Below are 17,613 nucleotides of genomic sequence, written 5' to 3'. Positions count from 1 at the left end.
AATCTAGCAGATACGAATCGTAAGTTTATTTGAACTGCCACGTCTACCGCCCTTTTTGAAATCTCTTTTCTCTGCTATTTATGTTCCTTGTTTAATTGGATACTTTATTACCTGTCTAGATCGCCCGTTGATTCCGTCATGGCGCGGAAAACATCGCTCTCCGTTGCCGTGGGGGTATCCCCTACAACGGTATGGGCAAGCATTCCTGCTGCAGCCGCAAAAGCAACTGTTTTTTCCGATGAATATCCTTCTATTTCGCCATGTAAAATACCACTAGTATAGGCATCCCCTGCACCAATTCGATCAAGCACCGAAAAGGTCATGCTTTTTGAAAAAGTAAAAGAGCGATCCTTATATATATAGCCACATAGAGAGTGAGTATTGTCCTCATTGATGGATCGATGAGTCCCTGCTATGACAGGGATGCTGTATGTTTCTGCAACAGCTGGAATTAAATCCATGAGTTGATCTTTGCGTTCCTGTTTTTCCGTTCCCATTCCGAGGACAAATCTAGCGTCTTGTTCATTCATCATCACGATATCGGCCAGATGTAACATGTCCTCATAATGTGGTTTCGCTTTTTCATACCCATCTTGACCCCAAAGTGATGGCCGGTAATTGCAATCAAAAATTACCGTACCGTCACTTTCCTTTACAGCTTTGGCAAAAGACTTCATGTGCTGCCGAACTTGATCATTCATCGCTAGGGTAATCCCACAAAAATGGGCGATATCGATCTTCTCTGAAATGGTTTCGAAGTTATACGTTTCTTTAGGGGCTGTATTGAAGCTGCTTTCTTGTCGATTGCAATACGTCACCCGGCTAGGACGTGCCCCAAACCCATTTTCCAGAAAATACATCCCCAGATTGTCCCCGCCTCGCGTAATGAATGAGGGTGTAATCCCTAGTTTTTGAATGTAGGAAAGAGCTGCATCACCGACCGGGTTTGTTGGCAAGGTGGACACGATGTACCCTGCATGTCCTAGACGTGTCAATGCTGACGTAACATTAACTCCCGTCCCAGAGAACGAATAGTTTAATGTTCTTCCTTGCGCTAAGGACTCATAGCCCGGCACCTGCAGCCGCATCATAACCTCTCCAAAAGCTGCGATCCGCTTAACCATAGTGATCAACCAATTTCTTTGTGACTTCAAGTAATTCTTTTACATCCTCAACGCGTGTTTTTCCTGTCTCCTTGTCAATTATGGAAGAATAGACGTGAGGGATGATCTTTGGTACACCAGCCTCTAGAGCTATCCTTAAAATGGCCTCGAAGTTTTCCTTATCAATTCCACCTGTTGGCTCTAATGCAAATCCTTCGTCCCCGCATGCTTGAGCCACTGCCCGAAACTCATCTTCACGGCTTAATCCTTTCATCGGAAAATATTTCAGTGCATTTCCGCCCATATCACGAACAAGAGCGATGGCGGTCTTGACGGGTACAACCGCTTGTTCTTCTTGCACTGCACTAATAAGCCCCGTTGAGATATTTACATAGCCAACGCGTCCTGTCGGAGAGACTAATGCGTTGATCCAGCTGTCTTTTTCCCCAAGGTTCGCTCTTGTTGCCCCAACTGCTGGGAATACTTGATTGATATGACTGCCTGGATAGTGTTTAGCGATATTAGCTACAACCGCGGCTTGGCGGTTATCCCCGGCACCTAATCCAATCGATACAGCTTCATCAATTTCCTGTCCATAGGTCTTCATGGCTGCCACAGCATCCCCAACCGTGGAGTAGTCTTTAGATAAAACGCCGATCAAAACGTGTCCCTCTGCGGCGCTAAACACCTCTTTAGCATTTTCTACACTATTAGCTAAAACATTTAAGGCAACACGGTCTTTATAAAAACGTTTCGTTATGTTTGACATATTATTTCCCACCCAAAATTTCTTGTAGTTTAGATTGAATCACATGAATATCATCGCCTTGAAGCGGACGTGGATCGATGTCGAAATACCCTTGTCTTACCCCATAATCACGAGTGTAAATGGCGATGTCCCCTTCACGCAGTTTTTCCGAGACTTCCCTCGCAGATGTATTTGTTTGCTGAGGATCAATCTGAATGCGGGCCCGGTAGATGGCTCGGCCTGCTTCGTCCTGTACAATGGATACTTGGACACCCTCAAGCTCATTTAATGACATCAAAACTTGTAAGGTTTCTTTTTCTTGTTCACTTTTATCCTCTTTATGACCGTATTCTTCTAAGGCTTGAAGTAACCCAAAAGTGGTCTCTTTACCGACTTTCATGCTCCGGCCAATGCAATGCAGTTGAACCTTTATCCATTCAATATACTTTCGCTTCCCGCCAACGATCCCTGAAGTGGGTCCTTCAATGGCCTTTGAACCACTGTAAATGGCGAGATCAGAATGGTTTACATACTTTTGGATATCTTCTTCTGCGGCTGCATCTACAATAAGGGGAACACCATTCCTTTGGGCAACCTCCCAAGCTTCGTCGACAGAAATCATATTTTTTTGAACGGCGTGATGTGACTTGACATAGAGGATGGCTGCTGTGTTCTCAGAAATAGCCTCTTCCATATGTTCTGCTTTTCCCTCATTAGCATAGCCCGCTTCAACGAGTTTACCTCCGCCTAAATAGATCATGGTTTCAACAGGAGCACCGTATTGTACGTTATGACCTTTGAGCATTACGACTTCATTATTAGGAATGTCCTCTTGATGAAGCCGCTCACTTGTGCGGCGGTGCCCTTTAGTGATGAGCGCAGCGACTGATAGCGCAATACCACTTGACGCAGAGTTCACAACCACAGCTGATTCTGAGCCAAGGATACCTGCAACATAATCCCCTGCTTTATCTACTAAATCCGCAATTTCAACATAATTTTGCCCGCCGTGCCTCATCGCATCCATCACTGTATCTGTCGGGGAGGATACCCCAAGGATGCTCATACGGCCACTTGCATTCACGACCCGCTTAAGACCATACTTAGCACTCAATGAATTCGCCATTCAAAACCACTCCTTTTGTTTCTATTCTTCTATTCGATACACGCTGCTCCCCTTCAGAATCAGTCAGTGTGATCGGATCGTTTTCAATTGAAAATAATGTTAGGTTTGCAGCTTCGCCGACTTTTATACGTCCAAGTTCAGGTTTGTTGAGCCAATTGGCTGCATGGGTTGTGACCGCCTGGATAACCTCTTCAAGCGAATACCCTAAGTAGAGAAACTTGGATAGGACATTTGCCATGCTATAGACCGGACCGTTTAAACGGTTGCCTCGATAAATATCTGTACTGATTGTGTCCAAACCGATTCCATGTCGTTTGGCTGCCTCCGCAAACTTAAATGAAAAACTTGATGTCCCATGCCCAACATCTAAATGGATCCCGCGGTTGATTGCATCTTTCAACACTTCAAGAGGTTCTCCATCTGTATTGAAAAGGTTATTTGATTTTCCATTAAGATAATGCGTGATAACATCCTTTCTCTCTAGGAGCGGCACAACCTCCTCAATACTAGGGGGACCAGAACCGATGTGGACCATTAATGGCAAGGACGTTACACTAGAAAATTCTCTAGCCATTCGTAAAGGTTCAAGTCCACTATCATGGACAACACTTTTACTCATCCTAGCCTTTAATCCAACAATGACATCTTTATATTTTTTTACTGCTTCTATGACCTTTTCTCTATCTATCCATTCTAAGTTTGATAATTCATCTACCCTTTTCATACCAATTCGGGAAATGTTCAGAAAGGCAAACAGGTTGGTTCTATTTTGATCTCGACTTGCAACTAAGTCTTCTATTCGATCAGCACCGCAGCTCCCTGCATCCACAATCGTCGTTACCCCTTGTTTTACTCCAATTTCATCGATCTCATCACCATAAGGATCAAACTCAGGAAAGGCATGAACATGTAAGTCAATCCAGCCACTTGATACATACACACCTGAGCAGTCGAATGTTTGATGACCACTCCCACACCCAGCCTTCGTTAATCCGGCGATTTGGCCGTTTTCAACTACAATATCGATTTCTTCTTCGTTCACAAGTTTTAGATTTCGCAATACGAAATGGTCTTCCATTTTTACTTCACCTTTTCTTAAGCTCTATTTAAATGCGCTTTCATTTTTCATACAGGCATCATAGCATGGAATATTTCAAAAGTAAACATAACGTTATAATGTTTAAATATGGAAATTGGTACTGGCTGATTTCTATAACCACTTTTATTGAACCTTAAAAGAACTACCTCCGTAATGATTCCATTAAAAAAAGCAAAAAACAGGCTAAGAACTAGTAAAAGCTCTAAGCCTGTTTTTAAATATTGGTAATATCATATTTAAACCGATCACTTCGATATAAAATTTTCGTATGTTCCAATACCTTCTTTGAGTTCAAATCGATACAGCCACTTTCCACTATAATAAGCGGCACCATACTGTTGCAGGAAAGGAATTCCTGTTCATAGAGTGTCGGAAAGGTGGTACTAAGCAGCGTCTTATGACTATCAAACTCTTGATAACCGTGCAATCGATAGTAAGCAAACATGGATTCAATATGCGGACCGTCTTCCGCTATAGTTGGAAATCTTGCTGCACTGACAAAGGAATGATGAAGAGCGATCGGTTCATTCTGAATATAGCGTATCCTGCCAATTTTATAGACATCCTCGCCTTCATTTACATGTAATAGTTGATAGATTTTAGCGTCATAACTAATTTTTTCGCAGCCGATATTATGTGTGGTCAAATCATATCCCAACCGCTTCATCTTATCCGTAAAACTGGTTTTACCCGTCAAATGCAATTCAATCTGAATCGATGTATCTTTTAAATAGCGGCCCTTGCCCTGCTTCGAATAAATATAACCGCGTTCTTCTAACTTTGCTAGCGCATTCCTCACTGTGACTCTAGGGACCCGATACCTTTCCGCAAGCGCATTTTCAGAAGGAAGTTTCGTTCCGGGTTCAAATGACTTCTTCATGATTTGTTGCATCATATCATCAATAATGATAGCTACTTTATCTGCTGAAATAGAGAACATCTCCCTTCCATAATAACTGCCCGTTCATTATTGTTAAAAGATATCAATCACCATACAAAAAAACAAGGAATCTTTTACGAGAGGACCCTTGAACATTAAAGGTTTACACTTTTTTACCTCGTAAAATCTTATATCTCTTTCATAACTATAACTATTGAAATTGATTAATAGAAAGCATTAGTTCTAAAGCCATACAGTTAACCTATTTTATTTCCAATCATTAATTATATCTGCAGCCATAAGTTTTTCAGATGATAGAGGACAGGGAAAATATTCTTACCATATAAAATTTAACTCATGTAACGCCTTAAGTCATGAGCTGAAAATAACCCTTCAAACCCCATATTTAACAGGAAAATAGTTAATTTAACTTTATAGGAAACTATTTTTCTATTTAAATGTAGTACTAAAAAACCATTTTTCACCTTTACAAATATAGGAATCTCTTTTACCCTTATCGGTAGGAGGAAATATATTCTTCTATAGGGATGATTTATCTGGAAAGGGGTAATTATTAAGGATGAAAAAATTATTAGCAGGTCTTTTTGCTTTATTTTTGACACTTGGTGGTTTTTCTGGGGTAAATGTGGCTAGTGCCGCTGATACTAAAAACTGTAGTGACTTCGAAACAAAGGAAGAAGTACAGCAATTTTGGAATGAGAATGGTTACGGCGTAAATAATGACCCACATGGGTTAGATGGAAATAACAATAATGGAGTTCCATGTGAAAGCCTTCCTTCAGGTGATTCAGATAACCAATCCAACGAGGAAAGCAATACCGAGGAGCCAGCTTCAGAAGAGACATCTTCAACTGTTGACAAAGATTGTAAACATTTCGCCTCCCAAGAAGAAGCTCAAGCCTATTGGGACGAGAATGGTTTCACCAAGGGAAATGACCCACAGCGTTTAGACAGAGATGGCGATGCTATTCCATGTGAAGATGACGAGGGTGCTGCTAGTTCATCAGATGAGCAAGGTACCTCAACTGAACAAGACGACACTGCAACTGCAGGAAATGATTCAGAAGAAGTACAGGGCGGAGAACTTCCAAACACTTCTACATCATACGCTGGATATACATTGTTTGGTCTAGCTCTTATTGTTTTAGGTGGAGGACTGTTCGCATTCCGTAAGAGAATCCAATAATCTATACATAATCATCCCTTATTGGGCGGGCCGATGCCTGCCCTTTTATTCTCATAACCCCTCAAGTTTTACATTGACATCATTGAATTTATGTTAAAATAATCCTTAACTTGATTAACTTAAACAAAAAGTTGGTGAACCCATGAAGTATATAGCAGCCGCATTTGTTGTCATAGGTCTTGCTCTTGCTGGGTGGAGTGGTTTTCAGTGGTGGCAAGGCACACAATCAGTGTCCAAGATCGATCCTGAGTCTGATAAGTCGCCTGAATCGGTTCAAGCGGCGGAAACTGAGGCGGCCAAAGAGACTGAACAACCATTAGACACCCCTATTCAAACTCTCTCATACAACCATGACAAAGGTGAAAATATAGCCCAATTAAAAATACCTTCGATAAGCCAACAGTTTGAAGTCTTTTGGGGAACAGGCGAGGATACACTGAATAAAGGGGTTGGCATGTATGTCAGCAAATGGACTACTGTTCCAAATCGTAAAAAGGGTCATACTGTATTAAGTGGACATCGGGATACCGTATTTACTGAGTTAGGCCGTGTTGAAAAAGGCGATTTGTTGACAGTAGTTTATGACGGTAACGAATACAATTATAAAGTGGACCAGATTTGGATTACCGATGCAAACGACCGAACCGTAATCGTTAAAAAAGATCAACCGACTTTAACGCTAACGACATGCTACCCTTTTGATTTCATTGGTAACGCACCAGACCGATATATCATTCAAGGACACCTCGTAAACTGAGAGGTGTTTTTTCGTTCCATAAATAATAGGATTAATCTCCACTAATGACCGCTACTCCTCCAGTTCCGGATACACCACCGTACCGTCCTCTTCGATAATCGGCATGGCCCCCCATTTGCCCAGTTCATGACTGACGAGCTCAGGGCCCCTCTTTGACCCATCAATAATGTGGGAAACCTCCCAACCATTCGCCTGCAGCCAGTTACTGACAAGCAAGCGGTGGCATCTTGCTGGATGATGTTCCGAACACATGTAGACCAGATTGCTATCTTTTGCCTGTGCCTTAAGTTTCTTCAGACCACTCTTGAACTCTTCAGTCAGCGTATAATCCGCATAATTGTGAAACGAGCGATTGTTCCACCCGTCATTGAGCCCCTCTCCAGTCTGGCTCGATTGGCTCCGCCTGCCGCCGAGCAATGGAAAATGACGGTATTCGATTCCCGTTTCCCGAAGCCACTGCTCCATGTTTTCCTTCTTGTACTGAGGGTACTTGCGGCTTGCAGGAAAAGCTCGAATGTCCGCTACAAAGTCAATATCAGCTTTTTTCAGCATCTCCAGAAAATGTTCCTGCGAATAGTCCGAATGCCCAATCGTATATATTTTCAAAAGAATGCCCCTCTTTCTCGGTAACCAAAATAATATAAAAAATGAACCGTAAGAAGACTATACCCTCTCATCTATCTATTTACCCTCACAAAAGTCCCTTCATCAATTAGACTTCACCACTATAATTTTAGTTAGTTGAAGAAGCTGAAACTTTAGGGTGGTTTCAAAAAGATTCTTAAATAACAGCCAAGATTCTCAAATACCCCTCATTAATGAATTACTAGTTCTCACTTTCATATTAGGTTAGTGCGAAAAACTACCCAAACAGAGGTGAAAAGTCCTGTAACAGGTATTTGAAGGGGGTTAGTTATTACTAAATTCCCATCTCATGTTCACAAGGACTCCTCATTTTATTATAATGAAGTGGATATTCATGGAATTTTTCCATGTTATGTTGAGAATCAACTAGAATGTTTTACATAATAACTCTGTAGCTACCTACATACTCAGGGAGGCTTATCTGAATGAAACACAAGAAAAAAGTAATGGCATTAACTATCGGAATATCGTTATTGATCGGAGGTTGTGGTGTGAGCGAATCAGGTAATAACCAAAATGGCGACAGCAACTCAGCGGAGGGAAAACAGGAAGAGAATAGGTACGTAAGCGTCCAGAACTACACAGGGCAAGGATATGATCTTAATGGTGGTGAGCAAACGGACAAAATTGCGGAAGCGCATCGTGAAGAAATTGATAAAGCCGTTAAGACGTTTTTTATGGAGGAATATAAAACCGATGTAACGGTTCATAACGTAGTAGGTGCGCAAGGCGGAGCCACTGTATTTGTGGAATCTAAAGGCGAGCCCCATTTCCACACCTATGCCATTGTTCCTATAGAGGATGAGAAACCTGTATTAGAGGGTGTATGGTCCCAGGAAGGCCAAGTGGAACAAGCGATCCAAACAGGCCTTTATCGAATGGTTAATGAAAAAGCGTTTAACCAGTTAGACAAATACCTTGAAGACTTAGTGCAAAATCAACAAGTTGTCGGGAAAACCGAGGAAGCAATTGAAAACACCGGGGCTGTCGGTCTTATGACTCCTTATTACTATGCAGACATTGCCGGCGACTCATTGAAGCATTTATATACAGCTTATATGGGTAATCCTCAAATAACAAAAGAAGAGCTTCAAAGTGTTTATCAGCCGGATATCGTAGAGGCAGAAAAGATATTTATTACCATACAATTATTCATGGAAGAAAAACAAGCTCAACCAGACGAAAAAATATTTGAGGAAATATGTACTTATTTAGAAAAAGCAACAAATATTCCAAAAGGGGCCTATGCTGTTTTTCTAAATGACAACAGTATAACTAAAACATCAGGTAAAGGAATTAAAGATAATTCATTAGAAAGAGGAATACCCAACCAAATAATTAAGGATTAGAGGTGGATCAAATGGGTGGATCAAGCTCTGTACCAGAAAACATAAAAAAACCTGTTACAAGCGACAAAGATTTGGTGGAGTTATCTGGATACAGCGCATATTTAGAGCATGACAGTCATAGTATTCTTAAAGTTAATGGGAAAGATTTTGCTGTAGTAGATACTAATTATGATAACCCAACAGGCATGGACGCTATAACCGTTCAAAACATAGAAACAAAAGATTTTACCATCGTCTACACAGGAACAGGAGACAAACAAGATATGATCACCGACGCCAAACTGCTCGGTGATGTACCTCCTGCTCAACTTGAGCACGCCGTGGATTATTATAACGAAATGGATAAAAAGTTCGGGGTATCTTCAATTTGCGGAAACTCCTTAGCAGGAGCTTACACAAATGCCGTAGCCATCAAAAACCCAGATGTTAAAGCCGTTAACCTTAACCCGGCTCTTTTACCCGCCGGGATGGTTGACCCCAATAAGACATACGACAACATTACCAACTATTTTAGTAAATACGACATTCTAACCAAGACGGAAGTTTCGCTGGATTTGGGACATCGCATTCCCGGTCATCAGTATGAAATTAATAACGGCGTTCCCGAGCTTTCCCACCTCGCAACGAACCATACCGGCTATAAAAAAGGCAACGGAATCAGCAGCGGAGCTGAAGGGCAGTTTTACACAATTGGGATTAAGGGCCAGCCAGGGTTCGGGAAAATTTATATGGCTGCGGACGAACACATCGTGACAAGTATTTGGTCGGGGTTGCCTCTTTATGGTGGAGGACAAAGCGAACGAATTGATATCAATCCTGAGAATCTAAATTTGCTGGCCACCGCCTTAGAAGACCGTGTAATCCATAAAGTAAGTTTCGTTCAAGACTACTTAGATAACTCGACTGATATTGTAGAGCATGAAGGTCATCAATTTAATATTCGTGTCACCAAACTTCAGGAAATATTTGAAGAGGCTTTTGAAGCAACAATCAGCAACCCGTTATTTAAAGGCATAGCGACGTCAGGATACATCCTCCAGGCCCACATTGATGGTCTTATAGATCTACTGCATATTGCTGAGGATCAGTGCAGATTTCTAAATAGCATTCTGAACTCCCCCCCGGCCGAACTGCTTGAGCATATCACCTCAACAAATATCAGCGTTGAGAGTATGTTTGGCGAAGCCAGAAGTTATTTGTACAGCCTAAAAGACAAAGTCAGTGAACTGACGGGTGCTGCCGGCCATATCATCTACGATAAAATCCCCGAATTGTTTGAAGGTGGAAAAGAGTTGTTCGTTGATGCAGTTGTTGACGAATTACAGGCTCATTATCATATCATTGACGGAAACAAAGATAAGGTTCTGCAGCAATTAAAGGAATACCAAAAACAGGTTCAGGAAGTTGCCAACGCCTTTGAAAGTCAGGAGCAAGGTTTAGGGGCAGCTATTAATGGAAACACAGGTGGGGTTGAAGGAAAAGTCAAGGTCCAGCCAACGAATATCTACACCATCGAGGAATCTCCATACATGCTAGAGAAAATGCTTTTGAAAGATATCCATCTAGATACGGCATTTGGAGCTTTTACTAGTTCCACCTATGGTCTATTATTTCCAATACTCAATGGTTTAAAATGGTTTCTCACTACGATTGAAAGCACATTGGAAATCTTATCCGGTGCTGTTAAAGGAGCGACCAACCTGATCCTTCACGGAAGTGTGCCGGGAGCTTTGATAAGTATTTTTACTGACTTCGATGAAAAAGTAAAAAGCAGCGTCGCAAACACATTGCAGCCACTCGATGAAGTCGCTGCCAATATTGAGGGAATTCGAAGAGGCGTTGACAATCTCATAGTGAATTATCCCGTTTTATTGACGAATTTAAAACCTTACATCGATACAGCCTTGTTTCATGACTCCGGCTATCAAAACGTCCATCTTTATAATGTCGCAGCCATGTCCATCATCAACGAAATGAAAATGCTTTTTCAAGACATTGTCTATCAATTATCTGATCACAAAGCGGATTCGATTGTGGCCCTAAGGAAAGTATCTGAGAGTGCGCTCGGCAATATGAATCTACTAAATCAGCAGGTCAACCGTGGAACGATGAGCTAATGTATAACCTTCATAAAAAAATCAAAACCAAAGCAGACATTCTGCTTTGGTTTTGATTTTCTCCACTCCCCCATTATTTATGAGAACCTGTTTACCAAATCCGTTCAACATATTCTGGATGATCTATAAATGGGTTACGATTGCCTTGATAGTCGCTAAAAATAATGTCGTTACGATGTTGTTCAAATACACTAACAGGATCACTCTCATGCCACTGTTTTAAGGTCGTCAGCTTCCCGATGCTCGGCCCACTTGTCCCCACATAATCAGCCACTTCTAAGTCCAGCTCTCCAGAGTCGCCTTCATAGCGAACAGCCATGTAAAAAATCATTCGTGCCACGTCCCCTTTCACTTCGTCACGAGGTTCCCAAGAATCAGAATCATGGTACGTATCTGGGGCTTCGGAAAATGCTGACCCACCGTTATCAAAATCAAGGTTACCGCGTGCAGAGTTGACCGTCACATCGGTTGGACGAAGATGATGAATATCTGTCCCCGGGCCCATTGAAGTCCCGAAATCTCCATGGGATTTCGCCCATACATGCTCACGATTCCATTCATCTACATTCCCGCCATTATCATATTTAGAGAGAGAGTCTCCAGAATATAGAAGAATAACATGGTTCGAGTTGTTTGGATCCTCATCTGTATGTCGTAATGCTCTCCACACTTCACTATAGGATAATTCGGTATGGTCATCGATAATGTTATGGAGTGCCTGTTTTAACGCGGAACCAGAAAGTCCGGAAGCATTCTCATAATAGCCGGCCGGGTCTGTCCCGCCATCCCCACCATCATTGCTGTCGTCTGATACAGTTGTGATCGAGCTGACATCCTCGACTCCTTGATGACTGAAATAAGGATCCCTCGTTCCATCAACTTGAATGAACTTCCCCATGTTTCCTGGATTGTTCGCAAGTCCATACTCACTTCTATACTCAGCATCAAGCTTCACAAAAATCATATCATTCACTTGGGTTTCATTTGGGTCATCAGCCAGAGCAAGTGCATAGTTACTCGTGAAATTACTTTGCTGCACATAATCAATCGCTGTGGGTACACCGACAATATAACCCTCCACTGATACATCTGCACCGTTCGGCTGATTCATCGCTTCCTGAACAGATAGAACGCCGGCCCCCTGGACAGGAGTTGAGACCATGAACATGAAACTAACCATCAACAAAACCATTTTTCTCATTTTTTGAAGCACTCCTTTTTCTACTAAGGCATTTACATACCTTGAATAGGTTCGATAAACCTTCGACGATCCCTTCAAAAAATGAGGAAATTTTCATAACTATAACAATGGCTTAATTAATCTTTAATCATCGTGATGAACTCTGCAAAATCAGTTGTAAACTTGTCTTTTTGTACAAAGCCTAGTTTTTCATATAAATGAATGGCCCTTCCGTTAAACGTTGCAACAGATAATCTAATAGGAGTTCCCGTATGATTTTCTCTTATGTAATTCAGTATAAATGTACAAAAACCATACCCGTAGCCTTTTCCTACATAATCAGGGTCCATACCTAAGCCAATATCTATCAAATGTTCATGATACACACCATAGTGGTGACCCACTGGTATTTGAGCTGTTTCACCTGTACATAAAAAGCCAAACACATCACCATTATTGTCAATGACAGCACGATAGGAACCATTTAGTCGTTCTTTTATTTCTTCTTCATTTTCTTGATTATTATAGAAGTCATAGGGTTTTTCATATCTCCAACTCAGTATCTCCCTAGCTGTATTTTCGTCCATATTTCTAATGGTTAAATTCATGAAACCACCTCTGTTTCCTTAATTTGTGCAGTATTTCGTATTGCAATTATCTTTAAAAAAGAACTTGTAATTTCTTCTATTTATATCGTAATATCAAAAAAGCTATTTACGGCGTCATTGCCATCCATTAATGCCAATTATTTCAAAATATTTAGATAAACTCAATCTTTTATTTATCAAAACGAATCTTTGGAACTTACGTAAAGAACCGAAGAGCTATTATAGAAAAAATTCTTTAGTAAAAAGATTTTAAGTTGAATATATAACCTTATAGTGTTATAGTTTATTTGAAACCAAATGGTGTTATATTTAGGAGGCTACCTATGCAGAATCAAACAGTACCAGAGATTAAAAAGCAAGTTACATTTAATGCAGCCGTCGAAAAAGTATGGCAAGCCGTGTCTTCTTCAGAAGGAATTGCTGAATGGTTTATGCCAAATAACTTTAAACCAGTTGAAGGACATGAATTTTATCTGGAAACACCTTTTGAAACATCCTCATGTAAAGTCTTAACGGTAAACCCGCCAAAAGAACTTTCTTTCTCCTGGGGTAACCAAGGCTGGATCGTACACTTTTTGTTAAAAGAGGTTGAAGGGAAAACTGAATTTACGCTGATTCACGCAGGCTGGGGACATCCAGATGAGAAGATGCATCCAACAAATAAAACTCACCTGGAAACACGTCATACGATGAACAATGGCTGGGACAGTATAGTAAATGAAAGATTGCGAAAGGTTGTCGAGGGCTAATGACTGCAGTGCCTAAGCATGATGTATTTCAGGCAATTGCTGATTCCTCCAGAAGAGAAATGCTGAGGCTGCTTGCTGAACATGACTATTCCATAAAAGAGATTAGTGGCCATTTTTCAATCAGTCGTACGGCGATTGTAAAGCATCTAAATGTTTTATCAGATGCGAACCTGGTAACTGATCGTAAATCAGGCCGTAAGAAAATTTACTCTCTTCAGCCTGCACAATTAATGGAAGTCAAAGAATGGGTCTCCTACTTTGAAAAGTTCTGGGATAATAAGCTTTCTATACTGAAGCATATGGTTGAAGATGATGAGGAAGAATAGACATAATAAAGTGGCTGCCTAAAGGGGCAGCCATTTTGTTAGATTAATACTATTTTTCCATTAGTGAAAACCCCGTGATATATGGAAGCCAGCTCTTTAAATGAAGTTCAACATTGCCGCTCTAGTACAACTTTACTTTATATCATAAAAAGAGATCATCCAGATAAGCCCCCTATTCAATTGCATAAAATAATAATGCTATCTTCATTCCCCCTTTCTTTTTACTCAAGGAAATTTTCTATTCAAATGATATCCTAGACAACAAGGAGGGATTCTTATGAAGATCTTAATGGTAAACTTTCCGGCCGAAGGGCATGTTAATCCGACGCTGGGAATGGTCAAAGGATTTACAGATCGTGGAGACGACGTCCATTATATTACAACTGAACAATTTAAAGAACGATTGGAAGGGTTAGACGCCACCGTCCACCTTCATACTAATTGGTTACGATTTTATGCCCCAAATACACATACTGTTGATGGGTTGAACGATTTCTTAAAAATACATAAGGTACTAACCACCACCGGCACCGAACCCTCCAATAATTTCCTTTTTTCAGTGGCACAACAGAAGACCTTCATGTAAAATTGTTAGTATATGGAGAAAAACTAAAATTGCGGGACTATCTCCCCCCCATCACCCACTCATGATGCAGTAATCACTTCTAAGTTGTTATGAACATTGATATTAAGACTCATTACTAACTTCATTATTTTACAAGGGGATCTCATTATGAATGAAGGGAAAATCATAAAGTATTATCGTGAGCAGTCGGGAATGACCCAAGAGCAGCTTGGCAGAGGAATTTGTTCGACCACCCATATCAGCAAGATTGAACTCGGGCAAACTCATTACTCAGCAGAAATCATATCATTGGTTGCCGAACGGCTTAATATCAATATCAAGGAGGAAATCAACACTTTTGAAACGGTGAAGCAAGAGCTTGATCAATGGCTTTACGCCATGATTATGGAAAGGACACAGGAAATCGAAGCAATCAAAAGTAAATTTGAGACCAGTAAAGTCATTGAAATTTCTGAGTATCATTCTTACTATCAATTGCTTTTGGCCAGATACTATCTTTTACATGAAAATAATAAAAAGGCATGCGATATTATAAGAACCATTGAAGGTTGCGAGACAAGTCTTCCTCCATATGAAAACAGCCTGTATAAGCACGTACGGGGAATCCTTTTTTTGAAAAATCAGGAGTACCAGCAAGCGATCGAAATTTTGAAATCCATCGATAACGAAATGTACAATAACCCTGAATATTATTATCATTTGGCGATTGCCTATGATGCTAATGACGCGAAACATATGGCTTACTCATGCGCCCAAGAGGCACTTCAGTTTTTTAAAGAAACTAGTAACTTCTTAAGAATAATTGACGTAGAGATGCTTCTGTTAATTTTGAAAAGTCAGGATAAACATCACGATTTCAAGGACAGGCGCAGAAAATACGAAGCTTTAATCCAAAGTTGCGAGTTATGCCATACTGTTGCGAGGAAAGCATGCGTTCTACATAATTTAGCGTTAGAATACTTTATCATGAAGGATTATGAAACAGCAGGGAAACTTTACAAGCAATCTATAGATTTGAAGGACAAGAAGTCCGGTAAATATTTATTGTCTTTAGAGGGTTATATTCAAAGCTGCTTACGAAAGAAACGCTCATCTCTCAGTGAACTATTAGACCTTGCCCATGAAGGAATTGGTATTGCCGAAGACATGAATGCACCACTGTATGTTTATCTCCTTACTCTTACAACATTTTTAATAAAAAAAGAACACGTAAAGTACTATACGTATTTAAATGACCATGCCCTGCCTTTCTTTAAATTATCCGGCCATGTGTATTTAGTCAAACGTTCCGCAAAAGAACTCTTCAACTATTACTCTAAAATCGGACAATTTAAAAAAGCCGTTGACCTTGCGAAGCCTGTAATGAATTATCAAAACTAAACGACACCGCCTTGAATGTGACGGTGTCGTCTTACGAAATCTTATTGTACGCCTACCGCATCATACCCCTTTTTGACAGCTTCTACTTCTGCTGATGATTCTCCGTAAAGGGCGGCAGCGGCTTCGATGGCTGCTTGTCGCATCATGCTGAAATCAGACGTTGACGTTAAATATTGTGTATTGGCATGATAATAGATTTGTTCTGTAGCTTCACGCCCAATCCCTTCGACGGTAACTCCGTAGTGTGTACCGCCTTCGGAAATCAGGTAGGCTGCTTTGTTGTTAATGCTTGAGTTAATATGAACGCCGCCGTTGTCCGCTTCACCCGTGTACCTTTTACTGTAATGATCAGGGTACGGACCGGTCAAAGCGTTTGTGTAAGAAGCAGGATCCTTCAATGTACGTAAGGCATCTCCTTCAATTCCCGGTGTGTAAACATCTTCTCCCATCTTCCAATCTTCACGGTCAACCATGGTACCCATGATATCAGAAATGGATTCATTTAATGCGCCTGATTCATCCTGGTAAACTAGAGAAGAACTTGTATCTGTAACAGCATGGGTAAGCTCATGAGCGATGACGTCCTTTGCTCCAGACAACGGGATAAATGTCTCACCGTCCCCGTCACCATACATCATTTGCTTTCCATTCCATGCAGCATTATTCCAGTTTGTACCCACATGGACAGATGAAATCAGCTTCGCACCTTGGTCATCGTAAGAATCTCGTCCAAATGTTTCTTTATAATAATCATATACATCCGCTGCATTTACTTGCGCTGAAACCGCTGCAGGGTCAGAGAAATATTTATGGTCACTCGTCAGCTCTTCCCCAGTATAGTCAGCAAGCTGGGAGAGTAGATTGAAAATTAACGGGTTGATATGCTGGGCATGGAACGTGTGGATCCCATCCCCTCGTGTACCATCAAACAGGAAATAGTTCCCGTTCTCCCCCTTTGTCATCTCAAACATCTGTTTTTGATCAAGAACACCTTTTCCAAAACCGGTTACTTGATCGATGGCGTTGATCATTTTAATTACATCACCATTCTCAGCATCAATGAAATAGTGCCAGTAGCCTGGTTGAGGTTCTGAAGTGGATGCCTTCACAAGGTAAGACAGATGAAATTCACCATTATGTTCATAGATATATAATTCGCTGCTTATGTCACCGTCATAGTTTTCTACATGACCGATTTTCTTATCGATCGAAGCTTTAGCGATTTCTACTGCTTCCTTCTCTGAAATCGAAGCTTCTGTTGGAATCTCTTTCTCTTCCAAATTAGGGATAACTTGGCCAAAGAAAGATGTTACATGATTGTTCTCATTCAGGGTAATGGTCTGGTCCGAGCCGTATATGGGAATGTCCTTATACTGTTCAACAAGTCTGAGATGGTGGGTTCCGTTCTTCTTATCTTCTGTTTGCTTAACCACTTTAAAGTGTTGTTTCGCGTCCCCTTTTAACTTAAACAATTCAGCATTGGCCGTCAGGAAGGACAGTGCAACCTCCTTTTCGCTCAGTGGGTCTGATTTTGTTAATGACTTAGGCTGCGGGGCTTGCCAATTTCCAACAATATAAGAGGGCGTATTATATTTCTCGTTCATTTCAACCTTTTTCTCACTTGCAAAGACCGTGCCGGCTGAAGCAAATCCTCCTAATGCAAGGGAGATAGCTAATGTAGAGGAAACGACTTTCTTGTTCAAAATAAATCACTCCTTATATTTTCTTGAATACCATGAAAATGCTGCTCCAT

At 40.9% G+C, this 17,613-nt stretch carries 17 protein-coding genes; 8 read left to right on the top strand and 9 right to left on the bottom strand.

Features of this window, described 5'->3' with window-relative positions:
- Positions 1-107: 107 nt before the first annotated feature.
- The 5 genes from P9989_RS08510 to P9989_RS08490 form a co-directional block, all read right to left on the bottom strand.
- Positions 108-1,124, bottom strand: coding sequence for a sugar kinase (locus P9989_RS08510; protein WP_283078868.1), 1,017 nt, complete (start codon positions 1,122-1,124; stop codon positions 108-110).
- A complete protein-coding gene (gene dagF / locus P9989_RS08505) occupies positions 1,117-1,872 on the bottom strand; it encodes a 2-dehydro-3-deoxy-phosphogluconate aldolase (protein WP_283078341.1) in 756 nt (251 codons plus the stop codon). The genes P9989_RS08510 and dagF overlap by 8 nt, the downstream gene beginning before the upstream one ends.
- Position 1,873: 1 nt before the next feature.
- A complete protein-coding gene (locus P9989_RS08500) occupies positions 1,874-2,977 on the bottom strand; it encodes a DgaE family pyridoxal phosphate-dependent ammonia lyase (RefSeq protein ID WP_283078340.1) in 1,104 nt (367 codons plus the stop codon).
- Positions 2,955-4,055 (bottom strand): amidohydrolase/deacetylase family metallohydrolase, encoded by a 1,101-nt coding sequence (locus tag P9989_RS08495; RefSeq protein ID WP_283078339.1) that lies wholly within the window; start codon positions 4,053-4,055, stop codon positions 2,955-2,957. The genes P9989_RS08500 and P9989_RS08495 overlap by 23 nt, the downstream gene beginning before the upstream one ends.
- 235 nt (positions 4,056-4,290) lie before the next feature.
- Entirely contained in the window at positions 4,291-5,016 is a 726-nt protein-coding gene (locus P9989_RS08490; RefSeq protein ID WP_283078338.1) for a GntR family transcriptional regulator, read from the bottom strand.
- A gap of 520 nt (positions 5,017-5,536) precedes the next feature.
- Here P9989_RS08490 and P9989_RS08485 point away from each other — a divergent pair.
- Both P9989_RS08485 and P9989_RS08480 read left to right on the top strand, forming a co-directional pair.
- Entirely contained in the window at positions 5,537-6,163 is a 627-nt protein-coding gene (locus P9989_RS08485; protein WP_283078337.1) for an excalibur calcium-binding domain-containing protein, read from the top strand.
- A 142-nt stretch (positions 6,164-6,305) separates the two neighbouring features.
- Positions 6,306-6,920 (top strand): class D sortase, encoded by a 615-nt coding sequence (locus P9989_RS08480; RefSeq protein WP_283078336.1) that lies wholly within the window; start codon positions 6,306-6,308, stop codon positions 6,918-6,920.
- 51 nt (positions 6,921-6,971) lie between these two features.
- On the opposite strand, the gene P9989_RS08475 is transcribed toward P9989_RS08480, so the two are convergent.
- On the bottom strand, positions 6,972-7,526 hold the full coding sequence (locus P9989_RS08475) for a DUF488 domain-containing protein (RefSeq protein WP_283078335.1): 555 nt from the start codon (positions 7,524-7,526) through the stop codon (positions 6,972-6,974).
- A 464-nt stretch (positions 7,527-7,990) separates the two neighbouring features.
- On the opposite strand from P9989_RS08475, the gene P9989_RS08470 reads away from it, so the two are divergent.
- Both P9989_RS08470 and P9989_RS08465 read left to right on the top strand, forming a co-directional pair.
- Positions 7,991-8,914, top strand: coding sequence for a DUF1672 family protein (locus P9989_RS08470; RefSeq protein WP_283078334.1), 924 nt, complete (start codon positions 7,991-7,993; stop codon positions 8,912-8,914).
- Positions 8,915-8,925: 11 nt separating this feature from the next.
- Positions 8,926-11,031, top strand: coding sequence for an SA1320 family protein (locus P9989_RS08465; RefSeq protein ID WP_283078333.1), 2,106 nt, complete (start codon positions 8,926-8,928; stop codon positions 11,029-11,031).
- A 91-nt stretch (positions 11,032-11,122) separates the two neighbouring features.
- On the opposite strand, the gene P9989_RS08460 is transcribed toward P9989_RS08465, so the two are convergent.
- Together P9989_RS08460 and P9989_RS08455 are read right to left on the bottom strand one after the other, a co-directional pair.
- The gene (locus tag P9989_RS08460) at positions 11,123-12,232 is read right to left on the bottom strand and encodes an endonuclease (protein WP_283078332.1); all 1,110 of its coding nucleotides are present in this window, start codon (positions 12,230-12,232) and stop codon (positions 11,123-11,125) included.
- A 116-nt stretch (positions 12,233-12,348) separates the two neighbouring features.
- On the bottom strand, positions 12,349-12,819 hold the full coding sequence (locus P9989_RS08455; RefSeq protein ID WP_283078331.1) for a GNAT family N-acetyltransferase: 471 nt from the start codon (positions 12,817-12,819) through the stop codon (positions 12,349-12,351).
- 323 nt (positions 12,820-13,142) lie between these two features.
- Here P9989_RS08455 and P9989_RS08450 point away from each other — a divergent pair, with 323 nt between their 5' ends.
- The 4 genes from P9989_RS08450 to P9989_RS08435 all read left to right on the top strand — a co-directional run bounded on the left by P9989_RS08450 (position 13,143) and on the right by P9989_RS08435 (position 15,860).
- The gene (locus tag P9989_RS08450; protein WP_283078330.1) at positions 13,143-13,568 is read left to right on the top strand and encodes an SRPBCC family protein; all 426 of its coding nucleotides are present in this window, start codon (positions 13,143-13,145) and stop codon (positions 13,566-13,568) included.
- Positions 13,568-13,894, top strand: coding sequence for an ArsR/SmtB family transcription factor (locus P9989_RS08445; protein WP_283078329.1), 327 nt, complete (start codon positions 13,568-13,570; stop codon positions 13,892-13,894). The genes P9989_RS08450 and P9989_RS08445 overlap by 1 nt, the downstream gene beginning before the upstream one ends.
- Before the next feature lie 277 nt (positions 13,895-14,171).
- Positions 14,172-14,480, top strand: coding sequence for a glycosyltransferase (locus P9989_RS08440; protein ID WP_346274897.1), 309 nt, complete (start codon positions 14,172-14,174; stop codon positions 14,478-14,480).
- A 147-nt stretch (positions 14,481-14,627) separates the two neighbouring features.
- A complete protein-coding gene (locus P9989_RS08435; RefSeq protein ID WP_283078328.1) occupies positions 14,628-15,860 on the top strand; it encodes a helix-turn-helix domain-containing protein in 1,233 nt (410 codons plus the stop codon).
- Between the two features lie 41 nt (positions 15,861-15,901).
- Here the strand turns inward: P9989_RS08435 and P9989_RS08430 are convergent, their stop codons facing one another.
- On the bottom strand, positions 15,902-17,563 hold the full coding sequence (locus tag P9989_RS08430; RefSeq protein ID WP_283078327.1) for a M4 family metallopeptidase: 1,662 nt from the start codon (positions 17,561-17,563) through the stop codon (positions 15,902-15,904).
- Positions 17,564-17,613: the final 50 nt, after the last annotated feature.

Source organism: Halobacillus naozhouensis, assembly GCF_029714185.1.
GTDB classification, from domain to species: domain Bacteria; phylum Bacillota; class Bacilli; order Bacillales; family Halobacillaceae; genus Halobacillus_A; species Halobacillus_A naozhouensis.
This window is presented reverse-complemented; position numbering and strand designations above follow the sequence as displayed.